The sequence below is a fragment of the Kitasatospora sp. NBC_01539 genome, from assembly GCF_045040525.1.
Taxonomy (GTDB): Bacteria; Actinomycetota; Actinomycetes; order Streptomycetales; family Streptomycetaceae; genus Kitasatospora.
Window position 1 is genome coordinate 5,120,689 of record NZ_CP109390.1, and the last position, 15,920, is coordinate 5,136,608.

The window sequence follows — 15,920 nt, forward strand, 5'->3', positions numbered from 1 at the left end:
CCGCCGCGCTCCGGGTCGTCCCGGCGGGCCGGCCGAGGCGGCCGCGCGGTGCGTCCGGGCGGTGTGTCCTGGTGGTGCGTCCGTGCGGTGCGGCCGGTCAGCGCATCCGGAAGACCGGCCCGCGGGCGGTGAACGGCAGTACCGCCCCGTGGGGGACGAGGTAGGCGTGCTCGCGGCGCACGCGCAGCACGTCGCACCAGCCGTCGGTGACGACCAGCACGGGCGCGGTGGGCGGGAAGTCCTCGGCGCGCTCCAGCAGGTCGACGCCGGGCTGCAGCACGGTGCCGCCGCGGCCGCGGATCCGGACCCGGCCGGCGATGTCCTCGGCGGGCAGGTATCCCGCGTCGTACGCGGCGGCGTCGCAGAACACGACACGCGCGGCGGTGACGTCGCGGGCAGCGGCGTACGAGGCGATCGCGCCGAGCGCCTTGCCCAGCAGCACCCGGCTCATCGAGCCGGAGGTGTCGAGCACCACGCCGAAGGTGCAGCGGGCGAGCTCCTCCTCCGGCCGGTACCGGCCGGCCCGCGGGATGCCGGGCGTGGACGCCTGCCGGCGCGAGGGCCGGGCGTAGCTCCGGACGGTCTGCGGGGACGGGACGAACTCGTCGAACCAGCGGGCGAGCCGCGCGTCCCACGGGAGCGGGGGGTGGGCGAGGGCGCGGATCTCCTCCACCAGCCCGGTGGGCAGCAGGCCGCGGTCGTCACGCCGGTGCAGGTCGAAGCCCTGCTGGAGGCCGCGCCGGTAGAAGCCGTCCAGGTCGACGTAGTCGCGCGGGGGACCCAGCGGCTCGCCCAGCACGTCCGGGCGGCCCTTGCCGGCGAGGGTGGCCAGCCGCCGGATCCGCCGCTCGTCGCGGACGATGCGGTCGTACACCTCCTCCGCGGACAGCCCCTTGAGCTGCGGGTCGTGCAGCAGCCCGCCCGGCATGGTGCCGACGCCCATCTCCAGCAGCCAGCCGTTGACGACGTAGTCGCAGGCGACGTTGAAGAGGTACGGATCACGGGCCCCGCAGCGTTCGCCGTGCCGCAGCGCGGCGTGCAGCATCTCGTGGCCCAGGACGAACCGCCATTCCTCGTCGGCGAACCGCAGCAGCGGGTTGACGTAGATCTCACCGGCCGCGGTGTTGACGGCGGCCACCGAGATGCCGTGGGCGCGGGCGAGTTCGGCGTCGGCGACGAGGGTGAGCCCGGCCGCGATGCCTCCGAGCAGCGGGTACGAGGACACGAACCAGGAGAGCGCGCGATCCCAGGGCCGGACGGGCAGTCCTGCGGCGGTGAGCCCGCCTGCGCGCCCACCCGCGGCGTCCATGGCGGCGGAGACGGTGCGGGTGAGGGCGGCGGCGAACGCGGCCATCCAGTCAGGCAGGTCGACGTGCGGACGCCAGGGCACCAGCCGCTGGTCGGGTTCGTGCGGCCCGGCGGTGCCCGGCACGGGCGGCAGGTCCTCGCGCCGCCGGCGGGCGGCGAGTTCCTCCTCGTCGCCGCCCGGCACCACGGGTACCTCGTACGGGGCGCGGCCGAGCGGGAACCCCGCCTGGAAGCGGTGCACGACCGCGCAGCGGGCCGCCAGGTCGTCCGCGTCGGGGCCGGGGCGGCTGCCGTGCGCGGCGGGCACGTGGCCGAAGCCCAGGTGCAGCAGGCAGTGCGCCAGCACCCACGCCCACTCGGCGGGTTCGGCCCGGCGGCGGACGTTCACGTGCACGGTGCCGTTCGAGTCGACGGCCGCCCAGCCGCCGACCGGGGCACAGGCCTCCTCCCGGCAGACGTCGCCGCCCACCGCGGCGAGCGCGGGGTTGCCCCGCACCGCGGCCAGCCCCTCGGTGAACGCCTCCAGCGCGGGGTCGGGCCTCGGCTCCGGCGCGCGGGAGCGGGCTTTCACCGGCGGGCCTCGACCAGCCGGGGCAGGTCGCGCGCGGCCTCGACCAGGAACCACGACGGCAGCACCGGGTTGCCGTCCGATCCGTCCGCGATGACCGTCTGGGCGACCTCGACGGAGATCTCCGCGAGCTGCACGAGCAGCGACTTCGCCCGGAAGGCCGTCTGCCGCAGCGCGGGGGAGGCCTGCTCCTTGCGGGCCGGCAGCTCCTTCGCGAGCCGCCCGCGGAAGCCGTCGGCCAGGTAGTACAGCAGGTCGCGGTCCTCCGGCCGGTGCGGCCAGCGGGCGTCGCCCTTGAGGATGGCGTCCAGGCCGTACGCGTGCCGCACGATCTTGGCGTAGCCGCAGAACGCCACCGCGTGCGAGGGGGAGAGCAGGCCGTGGGCGAGCACCGCGAGCGTCCGCTCGTCCACGCCGGAGCCGAAGGAGTGCAGTGCGTCCGACAGCATGTGCCAGGACCGGGGGGTGGAGAACGGCTCCTCCGTCTTCGGCGGCGCCGACCACAGGTGGTCCGGACGGTCCGTCAGGTGGTCCAGCACCCACGGGTGGACGCCGTTCCCCGCCGCCCACCGGAGCCAGTCGGTCGCACTGGCCCGCAGGTGCACGTGCACCAGCCGGTTGACCAGCGCCGACGCCATCGGCCGGGCCAGCGCCCCGTCGGTCGCCCGGTTGCCCGCACCGATCACGATCGAGCCGGGCGGCAGCTCGTACGAGCCGATCCGGCGGTCCAGGATCAGCGAGTAGAAGGCCTTCTGCACGTCCGGGGAGGCCGCGTTGAGCTCGTCGAGGAACAGGCAGTACGGCGTGTCGCGGGCGATCGACTCCGGAGGGCAGAACCGCGACCGGCCGTCCGGGGTGATCTGCGGGACACCCACGAGATCCTCCGGCGCCAGCTGCGTGCCGATCAGGCTGACGCACTCCAGGCCCAGCGAGTCGGCGAACTCCCGTACCAGCGACGACTTCCCGATGCCCGGGGCACCCCACAGGAAGACCGGCCGGGTGATCGTCAGACCCAGCAGCAACTCGGGCACCTGGGACGGCGAGACGGTGACGGCACCCTGCACGGGACTCCTTCGACGAGGGGCGGTTCGCGGTCAGTGTGCGCGGGCCGCCGCCGCCGCGCACCCGGTTTTCCGGTGGCGCGGGCCCACCCCCGCCGCGTACGGTCCCGGCCATGAACGCCAAGCGCCCCCTGGTCGCCGTCCTGACCGGCGCCGGGATCTCCACCGACTCCGGCATCCCCGACTACCGCGGCCCGCAGGGACTCTGGCAGCGCGACCCGGCGGCACAGGACCTCGTGACCATCGGCCCGTACCTCGCCGACCCGGACGTCCGGCGCCGGTCGTGGCGGATGCGGCAGGAGGTCGGCGCCGTCGGTGCCGAACCCAACGCCGGCCACCTCGCCCTGGCCGAACTCGAGCGCAGCGGCGTGCCGATGCGCGTCCTCACCCAGAACGTCGACGGCCTGCACCGGCGTTCGGGCCTGCCGGAGCGCAAGGTGCTCGAACTCCACGGCACCGCACAGCGGGTGCAGTGCGTGCGCTGCCGCGTGCGCAGCGGCATGGACGAGGCCCTGGCCCGGGTCGCCGCCGGCGAGGACGACCCGGCCTGCCGCGCCTGCGGCGGAATCCTGAGGCCGTGCACCGTGATGTTCGGCGAGGCCCTCGACGGGACCGTGCTCGGCACCGCGGCGTCGATCGCCCGGGCCTGCGAGGTGTTCGTCGCCGTCGGCACCCTGCTGCAGGTCCACCCCGCGGCGGGCCTCGCGGAGCTCGCGGTGGAGAACGGCGCCCGGCTGATCATCGTCAACGCCGAGCCCACGCCGTACGACCCGCTCGCGGACGAGGTGATCCGCGAACCGATCTCGACCGCCCTGCCCGCCCTGGTGGCCCGCCTCATCACGGGCGACCTCGCAGCGGGCGCCGCGGGGGAGTGAGTCCCGCGGGGGACCGGGCCCGGCGCCCGGAGCGGCCGCCGCATAGCATGGCGCCACCCGAACGGCAGGGAGCGGACATGACGGCTGCACACTTCGACCCGTGGTCCCCCGCGTTCGTCGCGCACCCGTACGACGCCTACGCGGCGCTGCGCGACGAGGGGGCCGTCCACTTCTACGAACCCACCGGCCAGTGGCTCGTGCCGCGGTACGCCGACGTCTCCGCGCTGCTCCGCGACCGCCGGCTCGGACGCACCTACACCCACCGCTTCGGCCACGAGGAGTTCGGCCGGTCCGCGCCGGACCCCGCGCACGAGCCGTTCCACACCCTCAACGACCACGGACTCCTCGACCTGGAGGCCCCCGACCACACCCGGATCCGCCGGCTCGTGGCCAAGGCCTTCACCCCGCGGATGGTCGCCGCGCTGCAGCCGACCGTCGCCCGGCTCGCCGACGACCTCGTCACCGGCCTCCTCGCGGACGGCGGAGGCGACCTCGTCGCCGCCGTCGCCGAGCCCCTGCCGGTCGCCGTCATCGCCGAGATGCTGGGCGTCCCGGAGGCCGACCGCCCGCTGCTGCGCCCGTGGTCGGCCGCCATCACCGGGATGTTCGAGCTCAACCCGTCCGAGGAGACCGCACGGCGCGCCGTCCGCGCCAGCACCGAGTTCTCCGACTACCTGCGCGCGCTGATCCGCACCCGCCGCACCACCCCCGGCGACGACCTCGTCAGCGCCCTCGTGCAGGTCGCCGACGGCACCGACGTGCTCAGCGAGCAGGAGATGGTCTCCACCTGCGTGCTGCTGCTCAACGCGGGGCACGAGGCCACCGTCAACACCACCGGCAACGGCTGGTGGGCGCTCTTCCGCAACCCCGGCGAACTCGCCCGGCTGCGCGGCGCGGTGGACGAACTCCTGCCCACCGCCGTCGAGGAGCTGATGCGTCACGACACCCCGCTGCAGATGTTCGAACGCTGGGTGCTGGACGACATCGAGATCGACGGCACCACCGTGCCCCGCGGCAGCGAGGTCGCCCTGCTCTTCGGCTCCGCCAACCGCGACCCGGCCCGCTTCGCCGACCCCGACCGCCTCGACGTCGGCCGCACCGACAACCCGCACATCACCTTCGGCGCCGGAATCCACTTCTGTCTCGGCGCCCCGCTCGCCAGAATGGAGCTCACGGAGTCGTACGGCGCACTGCTGCGGCGGGCCCCCGGGATGCGGCTGCTCCGCGAGCCCGTCTGGCAGCCGGGGTACGTGATCCGCGGACTCGAAGAGCTGGCGGTCGAGATCTAGGACCGGACCGAGGGGGACACATGGGCGCTGCCACCGGAGCACTGCTGGGCCTGGCGATCGGCGACGCCCTCGGCCACCCGACCGAGTTCGAGACCTTCGACGAGATCGCCGCGCACTGCCCCGACTGGCGCCGTCTCCCGCTGCCCGCCCCGGCCCGCGTCACCGACGACACCCAGATGACCCTCGCACTGGCCCGCGGCCTGCGCACCGCCCTGGAGCGCGGCCCGCTCACCCCGCTGCGCCTGGAGCGGCCGGTGCGCGAGGAGTTCGTCGACTGGTGGCGCTCGCCCCAGAACAACCGCGCGCCCGGCATGACCTGTCTGAAGTCCTGCCAGCGGCTCAGCAGGCCCGACCGGCCCTGGCAGGAGGCGAGCGACATCGGTTCCAAGGGCTGCGGCGCCAACATGCGGGTCGCCCCGCTCGGCCTGGTCCGCTCCCTGACCGAACGCCAGCTGGCCGGCGCCGCCCAGCTGCAGTCCGGCCTCACCCACGGCCACCCGACCGCGCTCGCGGCGAGCGACCTCACCGCGTACACCGTGCGGCTGCTCGCCGAGGGCACCGCACCCGGCGAGCTGCCCGGCCTGCTGCGGCGGTACGCGCTGCGCAACCGCACCCGGCACGACGCGTTCTGGCTGGGCGACCTCGCCGCGCACACCCAGGACCACGCGGCGGAGGAGTTCACCGCCCGGGGCTGGGACGACTGCCTCTTCGTGCTGGACCGGCTCGACGCGGCTCTCGCCCGGCCGTCGCTCGACACCGACCCGTGCGAGATCACCGGTGCCGGCTGGATCGCCGAGGAGGCCTTCGCCACCGGCCTGCTCTGCTTCCTGCTGCTGCCGGACGACCCGGTCGCCGCGGTCCGCCGCGCGGCCTTCTCCTCCGGCGACTCCGACTCCGTCGCGTGCCTCGCCGGCGCGTTCGCCGGGGCGTACCACGGCGAGGCGGCCTGGCCCGGCGACTGGGTGGAGCGCATCGAGTACCGCGACGAGCTCCTCGCCTTCGGCGCCCTCTGGGACTGAGCGCGGCAGACCGCGGCCGTCACCCGGACCGGTCGACGCCCGCCCCGGCGGACCGGTACGGGCCCACCGGCTCCGGCGCGTCCGCCGCGGCCTGCTCCGGGCTCAGACCCACACCGGGTACCGTCCCGCCAGTGCCGCGCGGTCGCCCCCGGCCTGCGCGACCAGGTCGTCCGCGACCTGCAGCAGCACCTCACGGCCCTCCACCGCGCCCGTCCACTCCGCGGGCAGTGCCGTGAGACCGTGCACCGCGCCGACGAGGTTGCCGCAGACCGCGCCCGTCGAGTCGCTGTCGCCGGAGTGGTTGACCGACAGCAGCAGGGCCTCCCGCGGGCCCGCGACCAGTGCGCAGTACACCGCGATCGCCAGGCACTCCTCGGCGATCCAGCCGAGGCCGACCCGCTCCACCGCCTCCGCCGATCCGGGGCCCTCGGCGGCGACGCGCACCGCCCGCTCCAGTGCCGTCACGGTCTCCCCGGCGCCCGGAAGGGCCGCCACCTGGGCGGTCGTCTCCGCGACCGCCGACGGCAGGGGGACCCCGGCGGCCAGCCGCTCGACCAGTGCGGCGAAGGCGCCCGCCGCGAGGTAGCCCGTCGGGTGGCCGTGGGTCAGCTGCGCGGCCAGGGCCGCCTGCCGGAACGCGTCCTCCACCCCCAGCCCGACCAGCCCGAACGGCGCCGAACGCATCACCGTGCCGCACCCCTTCGAGTGCGGGTTGACCGGCCCGGGCCGGCCGAACTCCGCCGCCGGCTCGTAGCGCGGATGCTCCGTCAGGCCGGTCAGGCAGGCCGTGCCGGGAGCGCGCGAGGCGTACAGGAAGGCGTGCCCCAGCAGCCAGCCGTCCGGCTGCCGCTCGGGGGCCGACAGGCGCTGGGTCAGCAGCCAGCGGTGGTACGCCGCCTTCAGCGCCTCCGGATGCCCGCCGCGCAGCAGGCCCTCCGCGGTGAACAGGGTCATCTGGGTGTCGTCCGTGACCTGGTCGCCCTGCAGGCCGGTCACCCCCGCGGGGCCGAACCGCTGCCGGATCGCCTCCAGCCGCAGGAACTCCACCGGCCATCCCAGGGCGTCGCCCACCGCCCCGCCCAGCAGCGCCCCCCGCACCCGGTCGCGGTGGCTCCCCGCGCCGCCGCCCTCCGTGCCGCGGTCCGCTGAGCCCGCCCCCGCCGTGCTGCCCGCCCCTGCCATGCCTGCCCCCTCCGTGTGGTCCGCCCGTACCGTCCGCCCGGTGGCGTCCGGCTCAGTGCCCGATGGCCCCGGCGCGGCCGTGGAGCGCCGCCCGGTCGGCGGCGGCCCGGCCGGCCGCCCAGCCCTCGCCGTCGCTGACCCGCACGCGCTGCGAGACCAGCTTCGGGAACATCTGCCCCACGGTCTCGTCCACGGCCTGCCCGCGGGCCGCCAGCGCGGGCAGCAGCCGCTCGTCCGGCACGAGCTGCTCGGAGGTGCCGTCCTCCCGCAGGTGCCGGCCGGCCGCGGCCTCCGCGGTCGTCCGCTCGGTGGCCTCGGTCAGCCGCTCGCGGATCCGCGCAGCATAGGAGATCAGGAACGACTGGCGGAACGCCTTCGTCCGGGGCGCGCCGTCCTTGTGCTTCCGGCTGCCGGCGCGGCTCATCGTCGCCGTCGCCTGGACGAGCAGCGAGGTGTAGAGCAGCTCCACCGCGTCCAGGTCGGCGTCGAAGCCGATCACCGTGCAGAAGCCGAACTCCTTCGCCCACACCACCCGGCAGCGGTTGGCCGCCGCGACCGCGTCCAGCAGCATCGCCTTCGGGCTCTCGTACGGGTTGTCGACCCCGATCCGCAGGGCGGCGGGCGCGTCCTTCGCCCGCGCGCCGACCGCCAGCAGCGCCTCGTCGATCGAGTACTGCGCCATCAGCTGCTGTGCCTTGGCGCTCAGCGCCTCGGCCTCGTCCGGGAACTCGGTCGACTCGGCCTTCGCGAGGAGGGCCCGGATCCGTCCGAGCATCCGCGGCTCGCCCGCCGAGCGGACGGGAGCCCCGACGAACGACCGGGCGGACGGCGCGCCCTGCCCGGGCACCGGGCCGACGGGCGCGACCGGCGGCAGCAGCGACCAGGTCCGCAGCACCTCCAGCGCGGCCGTCGCCAGGGCGAAGCGGTCGAGCCGGTGGCGTTCCGCGAACGCCGACAGGAAGGCCTCGTCGCCGTCCCACCACACCTCGACGGCCAGCTCGCGCAGCTGTTCGTGCCAGCGGCGGTCCAGCGAGGACGCCGGGTGCCGCCGGCCCTCGGCGGCGATCAGGTCGACGGCGAGCGCCAGGTGGGCCGGGCCGAGGCCGCGGCGCACCACCCGCACCACGTCGGCCGGCCGCCACCCGGCGCTCCAGCACCGTCCGACCGTCAGCTCCGTGTGGGCGAGGAGCGCCCTGCTCACCTCGGGCCACTGCTCCGCGGACGCCGCCAGCAGCGACGCCCCCACGTCGAGGGCGTAGTCGAGGCCGTCCGGGGACGCCGCGACCACCTGCCCGACCGCCTGTGCCAGCAGTCCGTCGACGGCCGTACCCCGACCGTCCCTGCTGCTGCGCTTGCCCACTGTGCCTCTTCCGTCCACCGCCGTCCGACCGCCGGCCCGGCCCGTCCATGATGCCGGAGCGCCGGGTGCGCCCGGCGGGTGCGAGGTGCGTCACACCGCGGGGGTGCCCGTACGGGCCGTACGGGCGTGCGGGCGCGGCCGGTGAATCCGTGGTGCCGCACCGGCAACTACTCGCCCCGCCCACTCGTCCTGCATTCTGTAGGGGCACAGCGTGCGCACAGCGCGCGACGGGGCGTCAGGGAGGTGGCCGGGATGGCCGTACAGCCGTGGGGGCAGCCGCAGCAGCCGTACGGGCAGCAGCCGCAGCCGTGGCAGCCCGCGCAGCAGACCCCCCAGTCCGCGATGCGCGCCGCCCACGCGGACCGCGAGCGGACGGTCGACGTCCTGAAGGCCGCGTACGCGGAGGGCCGGCTGACGGCCGAGGAGTACTCGCAGCGCTTCGACGCGGTGCACCGCGCGCAGACGTACGGGCAGCTCTCCCACCTGGTCGGCGACCTGCCGTCCGGGCCGATGGTCGCGCCGCAGATCTCCCAGGCGGGACCGGTCGTGCCGCAGGCCTTCCTGCCGCCGCCGATGCCGTACGCCCCGGTGCGGACGAACGGTCTGGCGATCGCCTCGATGGTGCTCGGGCTGCTCTGCCTGCCGACCTTCGGCATGCTGGGCGTCCCCGCGGTGGTGACCGGGCACATGGCGAAGTCGCAGCTGAAGCAGGGCCGCGAGGAGGGCGACGGGATGGCCACCGCCGGCCTGGTGATCGGGTGGCTGTCGATCGGCGGATGGGCGATGATGATCCTGCTGGCGCTTGCCTCCTCGGCCTGACCGGGGTCCGGCTCCCGGCCCGCTCCGGTGGCGGAGGGGTGGTGCGTGTGGTAGGACGGCGGGACACCTCCACCGTCGTCCGGCCGATCGTGCGCCGTCCCGGGTGAGCTGCGGCGTTCCATTTGTTTTGACCGCCGCCGATGCGCTAGGTACGCTCTGTTTCGTGCCTGGGGTGTCCCCGGGTCCTTGTGCGTGCCAGCAGACCGGCCGCCGTAGCAGAGCGCATCCCGCTCTTGCCGTGCGAGCGCCGACGCTGCCCTAGCTCATGGGATTCCGCGCGTCCTCCGTCAGGAGGCCCAACACACCCGACCGCGTGGGTCGGAGAGTTGGGTTCGCCCCAGGTTAGTTTTACGCAGCCTTGGCACACAGAAAACGGAGAAACGGTGCCTACGATCCAGCAGCTGGTCCGAAAGGGCCGGCAGGACAAGGTCGAGAAGAACAAGACGCCCGCCCTCAAGGGCTCGCCGCAGCGACGCGGCGTCTGCACGCGTGTGTACACGACCACCCCGAAGAAGCCGAACTCGGCGCTTCGTAAGGTCGCCCGTGTGCGCCTCACCAGCGGGATCGAGGTCACCGCTTACATCCCGGGCGAGGGCCACAACCTGCAGGAGCACTCCATCGTGCTGGTCCGCGGTGGCCGTGTGAAGGACCTTCCTGGTGTCCGCTACAAGATCATCCGCGGTTCCCTCGACACCCAGGGTGTCAAGAACCGCAAGCAGGCCCGCAGCCGCTACGGCGCCAAGAAGGAGAAGTAACCATGCCTCGTAAGGGCCCCGCCCCGAAGCGCCCGGTCATCATCGACCCGGTTTACGGCTCCCCGCTGGTGACCTCGCTGGTCAACAAGATCCTGCTGCACGGCAAGCGCTCCACCGCCGAGCGGATCGTGTACGGCGCCCTCGAGGGCGTCCGCGAGAAGACCGGCGCCGACCCGGTGGTCGCGCTCAAGCGCGCCCTGGAGAACGTCAAGCCGACCCTCGAGGTCAAGTCCCGCCGTGTCGGTGGCGCGACCTACCAGGTCCCGATCGAGGTCAAGCCCGGCCGCGCCAACACGCTGGCCCTGCGCTGGCTCGTCGGCTACTCCCGCGCCCGCCGCGAGAAGACCATGACCGAGCGCCTGCTCAACGAGATCCTGGACGCGAGCAACGGTCTGGGCGCCTCGGTGAAGCGTCGTGAGGACACCCACAAGATGGCCGAGTCCAACAAGGCCTTCGCGCACTACCGCTGGTAGTCCGAACCCCGTCACTAGACAGAGAGAGAACGAGCCACCATGGCTGCAACCTCCCTTGACCTCGCCAGGGTCCGCAACATCGGGATCATGGCGCACATCGACGCGGGCAAGACCACCACCACCGAGCGGATCCTGTTCTACACCGGCGTCTCGTACAAGATCGGTGAGGTCCACGACGGCGCTGCCACGATGGACTGGATGGAGCAGGAGCAGGAGCGCGGCATCACGATCACGTCGGCCGCGACGACCTGTCACTGGACGCTCGACGGCGTCGACAACACCATCAACATCATCGACACCCCGGGCCACGTCGACTTCACCGTCGAGGTGGAGCGTTCGCTCCGCGTGCTCGACGGTGCGGTGACGGTGTTCGACGGCGTCGCCGGCGTCGAGCCGCAGTCCGAGACCGTGTGGCGGCAGGCTGACCGCTACGGTGTCCCGCGCATCTGCTTCATCAACAAGCTGGACCGCACGGGCGCCGACTTCTACTTCTGCGTGCAGACCATCGTGGACCGCCTCGGCGCGACCCCGCTGGTCATGCAGCTGCCGATCGGCGCGGAGGCCGACTTCGTCGGCGTCGTCGACCTGGTGAAGATGAAGGCCCTGGTCTGGTCGCCCGAGGCGACCAAGGGCGAGATGTACGACGTCGTCGACATCCCGGCCGAGCTCGCCGACAAGGCGGCCGAGTACCGCGAGGCGCTGCTCGACACCGTGTCGAACGTCAGCGACGAGGTGATGGAGCTCGCCCTGGAGGGCGACGACATCCCCGAGGAGCTGCTGATCGCCGCGATCCGCAAGGGCACGCTGGAGTCGGCCTTCACGCCGATCTTCTGCGGCACCGCGTTCAAGAACAAGGGCGTTCAGCCCCTGCTCGACGCCGTCGTGAAGTACCTGCCGTCGCCGCTGGACATCGAGTCCATCGAGGGCACCAAGCCCGGCGACGACTCGGTGAAGATCTCGCGCAAGGCCTCGGACGACGAGCCGCTCGCCGCGCTCGCGTTCAAGATCATGTCCGACCCGCACCTGGGCAAGCTCACCTTCGTCCGGATCTACTCCGGACGCCTTGAGGCCGGCACCGCCGTCCTCAACGCGGTGAAGGGCCGCAAGGAGCGCATCGGCAAGATCTACCGCATGCACGCGAACAAGCGTGAGGAGATCGACTCGGTGGGCGCCGGCGACATCGTCGCCGTCATGGGTCTCAAGCAGACCACCACCGGCGAGACCCTGTCCGACGAGAAGCAGCCGGTCATCCTGGAGTCCATGGACTTCCCGGCCCCGGTCATCCGCGTCGCGATCGAGCCGAAGTCCAAGGGCGACCAGGAGCGGCTCGGTACCGCCATCCAGCGCCTGGCCGAGGAGGACCCGTCCTTCCAGGTCAACACGGACGAGGAGACCGGCCAGACCATCATCGCGGGTATGGGCGAGCTGCACCTCGAGGTGCTGGTCGACCGTATGAAGCGTGAGTTCAAGGTCGAGGCCAACGTCGGCAAGCCGCAGGTCGCGTACCGCGAGACGATCCGCAAGGGCGTCGAGCGCATCGACTACACGCACAAGAAGCAGACCGGTGGCTCCGGCCAGTTCGCGAAGATCCAGATCGCGATCGAGCCGCTCGAGTCCGGCGAGGGCTACGAGTTCGTCAACAAGGTCACCGGTGGCCGCGTGCCGAAGGAGTACATCCCTTCGGTCGACGCCGGTTGCCAGGAGGCCATGGAGTTCGGTGTCCTCGCCGGCTACCCGCTCCAGGGCGTTCGCGTGACCCTGCTCGACGGTGCGTCGCACGACGTCGACTCGTCCGAGCTCGCGTTCAAGATCGCCGGTTCGATGGCGTTCAAGGAAGGCGCCCGGAAGGCCTCCCCGGCCATCCTGGAGCCGATGATGGCCGTCGAGGTCACCACGCCCGAGGACTACATGGGCGACGTGATCGGCGACATCAACTCCCGTCGCGGTCAGATCCGTTCCATGGACGAGCGTCACGGCGCCCGCGTCGTTTCGGCGCTCGTCCCGCTCTCCGAGATGTTCGGCTACGTCGGTGACCTGCGCAGCAAGACCTCTGGTCGCGCAAGCTACTCGATGCAGTTCGACTCGTACGCCGAGGTTCCGCGGAACGTGGCGGACGACATCATCGCCAAGTCCAAGGGCGAGTAGTTCCGCCGTGCCGGCGGCGCATGCTGCCGACATACGGGACTTTCCCGACCCCTTAGGCTAGAAGGAGGAAACTCGGGGGGATCTCCCCAGATCCCCCCGGGCCCTCCGGCACCCCACCCCGCGGGACGGCACGAGGCGCTACCGGCGCCCTGTTCCCAAACCCGATCCAGACCAACTGACGTCGTACGGCGTACAGAACTGTCCTCAGGAGGACTGCAGTGGCGAAGGCGAAGTTCGAGCGGACGAAGCCCCACGTCAACATCGGCACCATCGGTCACATCGACCACGGTAAGACCACGCTGACCGCGGCGATCACCAAGGTGCTGCACGACGCTTACCCGGATATCAACCCCTTCACGCCGTTCGACCAGATCGACAAGGCGCCGGAGGAGCGGCAGCGCGGTATCACCATCTCCATCGCGCACGTCGAGTACCAGACCGAGGCGCGTCACTACGCCCACGTCGACTGCCCGGGTCACGCGGACTACATCAAGAACATGATCACCGGTGCGGCCCAGATGGACGGTGCGATTCTCGTCGTCGCCGCCACCGACGGCCCGATGCCGCAGACCAAGGAGCACGTCCTCCTGGCCCGCCAGGTCGGCGTCCCCTACATCGTCGTCGCGCTGAACAAGTCCGACATGGTGGACGACGAGGAGATCCTGGAGCTCGTCGAGCTCGAGGTCCGTGAGCTCCTCTCCGAGTACGAGTTCCCGGGCGACGACCTGCCGGTCGTTCGCGTCTCGGCGCTGAAGGCGCTCGAGGGCGACGCCGAGTGGGGCCAGAAGCTCCTCGGCCTGATGGCCGCCGTCGACGAGTCGATCCCGACCCCGGCGCGCGCCACCGAGCTCCCGTTCCTGATGCCGATCGAGGACGTCTTCACGATCACCGGTCGTGGCACCGTCGTCACCGGTCGCATCGAGCGCGGTGTCCTCAAGGTCAACGAGACCGTCGACATCATCGGCATCAAGACCACCAAGACCACCACCACGGTCACCGGTATCGAGATGTTCCGCAAGCTGCTCGACGAGGGCCAGGCGGGCGAGAACGTCGGTCTGCTCCTCCGTGGCATCAAGCGCGAGGACGTCGAGCGCGGCCAGGTCATCATCAAGCCGGGTTCGGTCACGCCGCACACCGACTTCGAGGCCCAGTCGTACATCCTGTCGAAGGACGAGGGTGGCCGTCACACCCCGTTCTTCAACAACTACCGCCCGCAGTTCTACTTCCGTACCACGGACGTGACCGGCGTCGTGACCCTCCCCGAGGGCACCGAGATGGTCATGCCGGGCGACAACACCGCCATGACCGTTGCGCTGATCCAGCCCATCGCCATGGAGGAGGGCCTCAAGTTCGCCATCCGTGAGGGTGGCCGCACCGTCGGCGCCGGCCAGGTCACCAAGATCATCAAGTAATGATCTGACCCCGGTCCGCCGTTCGGCAGGCTCGCCGCAAGGCAACGGAAGGGCCCGCTCCTCCGTCCGCAAGGACGGGAGGGCGGGCCCTTTCGCGTGTCCGGTGCCGCGTGTCCGGTGCCGCGTGTCCGGTGCCGCGTTCCCGGCGGCCCCGTCGTCGGTGTCAGTCGGCCGCGCCGGGGTGCCGGAGGCCGGCGGTGTACGCCAGGCAGGCCTCGTACGAGGGCAGCAGGCCGGATGCGAGCGCCTCGGCCAGCGAGGGCGCGGCCGCGTCGCGGTCGGACAGCTGCGGGGCGTCGGCGGGCCAGGCGATGCCGAGGTCCGGGTCGAGCGGGTGCACGCCGTGCTCGCCGACCGGGTTGTACGTCTCCGAGCAGAGGTACGACAGCGTGGCGTCGTCGGTGAGCGCGCAGAAGCCGTGGCCGACGCCCTCCGGGACGTAGACCGCGCGGCGGTCGGTGTCGTCCAGCCGCACGCCCTCCCAGCGCCCGAAGGCGGGGGAGCCGGTGCGCAGGTCCACCAGCACGTCCAGCACGGCGCCGCGGACGCAGCTCACGTACTTGGCCTGGCCGGGCGGCACGTCCGCGAAGTGGATGCCGCGCACGACGCCGCGGGCCGACACCGAGAGGTTGGCCTGGGCGAGGCGCAGCGGGTGGCCGACGTGTTCGGCGAGCCGGTCGAAGCGGTACCACTCGGTGAACAGGCCGCGCGGGTCGCCGTGCAGCTCGGGCGTGATCTCGAACGCGCCTGGAATGGCCAACTCGCGGAACTTCACCGGGGGTTCTCCTCCTGCAGCAGGTGCAGCAGGTACTGGCCGTACCCGCTCTTCGTCAACGGTTCGGCGAGGGCGCGCAGTCGGGCCGAGTCGATCAGGCCGGCCCGCCAGCAGGCCTCCTCGATGCAGCCGATCTTGAGGCCCTGGCGCTCCTCGATGACCCGGACGAACTCCGAGGCCTGCACCAGCGAGACGAACGTCCCGGTGTCCAGCCAGGCCGTGCCGCGATCCAGCTTCGTCACCTGCAGCTCGCCGGCCCGCAGGTACGCGTCGTTGACCGCGGTGATCTCCAACTCGCCCCGGGCGCTGGGCTTCAGGCCGCGCGCGATCTCCACGACGCGGTTGTCGTAGAAGTACAGCCCGGGCACCGCGTACCGCGACTTCGGCTGCTGCGGCTTCTCCTCGATCGACAGCACCCGGCCGTCCTCGTCGAACTCCACCACGCCGTACGCCGTCGGGTCGGCGACCGGGTAGGCGAAGACCAGCCCGCCCTTGGGATCGGTGTGCTCGGCGAGCCGGGTGCCGAGCCCGCTGCCGTGGAAGATGTTGTCGCCCAGGATCAGCGCCACCGGTTCGTCGCCGATGAAGTCCGCGCCCAGCACGAAGGCCTGCGCGATGCCCTCGGGCCGTTCCTGGACGGCGTACTGCAGCCGCAGGCCGAGCTGGGATCCGTCACCGAGCAGCCGGTGGAACTGCGGCTGGTCGTCCGCGGTCGTGACGATGAGGATCTCGTCGATGCCCGCCATCACCAGGGTGGAGAGCGGGTAGTAGACCATCGGCTTGTCGAAGACCGGGAGCAGCTGTTTCGAGACGGCCCGGGTGAGCGGCCACAGGCGGGAGCCGGTACCGCCGGCCAGCAGGATTCCACGCATGGGCAGC

General features: G+C 72.5%; 14 protein-coding genes. 8 read left to right on the forward strand and 6 right to left on the reverse strand.

Annotated features, from left to right (window positions below; genetic code table 11):
* Positions 1–97: 97 nt before the first annotated feature.
* A complete protein-coding gene (locus tag OG335_RS22150) occupies positions 98–1,879 on the reverse strand; it encodes a DUF2201 family putative metallopeptidase (RefSeq protein ID WP_405012864.1) in 1,782 nt (593 codons plus the stop codon).
* Entirely contained in the window at positions 1,876–2,940 is a 1,065-nt protein-coding gene (locus OG335_RS22155; protein ID WP_405012865.1) for an ATP-binding protein, read from the reverse strand. Before OG335_RS22155 ends, OG335_RS22150 begins: the two co-directional genes overlap by 4 nt.
* A gap of 110 nt (positions 2,941–3,050) precedes the next feature.
* Between OG335_RS22155 and OG335_RS22160 the strand changes: the two genes are divergently transcribed.
* The 3 genes from OG335_RS22160 (at position 3,051) to OG335_RS22170 (ending at position 6,120) form a co-directional block, all read left to right on the forward strand.
* Entirely contained in the window at positions 3,051–3,812 is a 762-nt protein-coding gene (locus OG335_RS22160) for an SIR2 family NAD-dependent protein deacylase (RefSeq protein ID WP_405012866.1), read from the forward strand.
* A 77-nt stretch (positions 3,813–3,889) separates the two neighbouring features.
* Positions 3,890–5,101, forward strand: a complete 1,212-nt coding sequence (locus tag OG335_RS22165; RefSeq protein ID WP_405012867.1) for a cytochrome P450 — start codon at positions 3,890–3,892, stop codon at positions 5,099–5,101.
* A gap of 20 nt (positions 5,102–5,121) precedes the next feature.
* A complete protein-coding gene (locus OG335_RS22170; protein WP_405012868.1) occupies positions 5,122–6,120 on the forward strand; it encodes an ADP-ribosylglycohydrolase family protein in 999 nt (332 codons plus the stop codon).
* 102 nt (positions 6,121–6,222) lie between these two features.
* On the opposite strand, the gene OG335_RS22175 is transcribed toward OG335_RS22170, so the two are convergent.
* Together OG335_RS22175 and OG335_RS22180 are read right to left on the reverse strand one after the other, a co-directional pair.
* A complete protein-coding gene (locus OG335_RS22175; protein ID WP_405012869.1) occupies positions 6,223–7,302 on the reverse strand; it encodes an ADP-ribosylglycohydrolase family protein in 1,080 nt (359 codons plus the stop codon).
* A 52-nt stretch (positions 7,303–7,354) separates the two neighbouring features.
* A complete protein-coding gene (locus tag OG335_RS22180; protein ID WP_405012870.1) occupies positions 7,355–8,662 on the reverse strand; it encodes a DUF2786 domain-containing protein in 1,308 nt (435 codons plus the stop codon).
* Between the two features lie 252 nt (positions 8,663–8,914).
* Between OG335_RS22180 and OG335_RS22185 the strand changes: the two genes are divergently transcribed.
* From OG335_RS22185 to tuf, 5 genes are all read left to right on the forward strand, one after another.
* Positions 8,915–9,481 carry a DUF1707 and DUF4190 domain-containing protein gene (locus OG335_RS22185; RefSeq protein ID WP_405012871.1) on the forward strand — a complete coding sequence of 189 codons (567 nt, stop codon included), beginning with the start codon at positions 8,915–8,917 and terminating at the stop codon, positions 9,479–9,481.
* A 383-nt stretch (positions 9,482–9,864) separates the two neighbouring features.
* Positions 9,865–10,236: a 30S ribosomal protein S12 gene (gene rpsL / locus OG335_RS22190; protein WP_014144289.1), complete on the forward strand. Its 372-nt coding sequence runs from the start codon at positions 9,865–9,867 to the stop codon at positions 10,234–10,236.
* A 2-nt stretch (positions 10,237–10,238) separates the two neighbouring features.
* Positions 10,239–10,709: a 30S ribosomal protein S7 gene (gene rpsG / locus OG335_RS22195; RefSeq protein ID WP_405012872.1), complete on the forward strand. Its 471-nt coding sequence runs from the start codon at positions 10,239–10,241 to the stop codon at positions 10,707–10,709.
* 39 nt (positions 10,710–10,748) lie between these two features.
* The gene (fusA, locus tag OG335_RS22200) at positions 10,749–12,854 is read left to right on the forward strand and encodes an elongation factor G (RefSeq protein ID WP_405012873.1); all 2,106 of its coding nucleotides are present in this window, start codon (positions 10,749–10,751) and stop codon (positions 12,852–12,854) included.
* A gap of 218 nt (positions 12,855–13,072) precedes the next feature.
* Positions 13,073–14,266 (forward strand): elongation factor Tu, encoded by a 1,194-nt coding sequence (gene tuf, locus OG335_RS22205; RefSeq protein ID WP_405012874.1) that lies wholly within the window; start codon positions 13,073–13,075, stop codon positions 14,264–14,266.
* Between the two features lie 163 nt (positions 14,267–14,429).
* On the opposite strand, the gene rfbC is transcribed toward tuf, so the two are convergent.
* Together rfbC and rfbA are read right to left on the reverse strand one after the other, a co-directional pair.
* Entirely contained in the window at positions 14,430–15,041 is a 612-nt protein-coding gene (rfbC, locus tag OG335_RS22210; protein WP_405012875.1) for a dTDP-4-dehydrorhamnose 3,5-epimerase, read from the reverse strand.
* Positions 15,038–15,913: a glucose-1-phosphate thymidylyltransferase RfbA gene (rfbA, locus tag OG335_RS22215; protein WP_405012876.1), complete on the reverse strand. Its 876-nt coding sequence runs from the start codon at positions 15,911–15,913 to the stop codon at positions 15,038–15,040. The genes rfbC and rfbA overlap by 4 nt, the downstream gene beginning before the upstream one ends.
* Between the last annotated feature and the right edge of the window lie 7 nt (positions 15,914–15,920).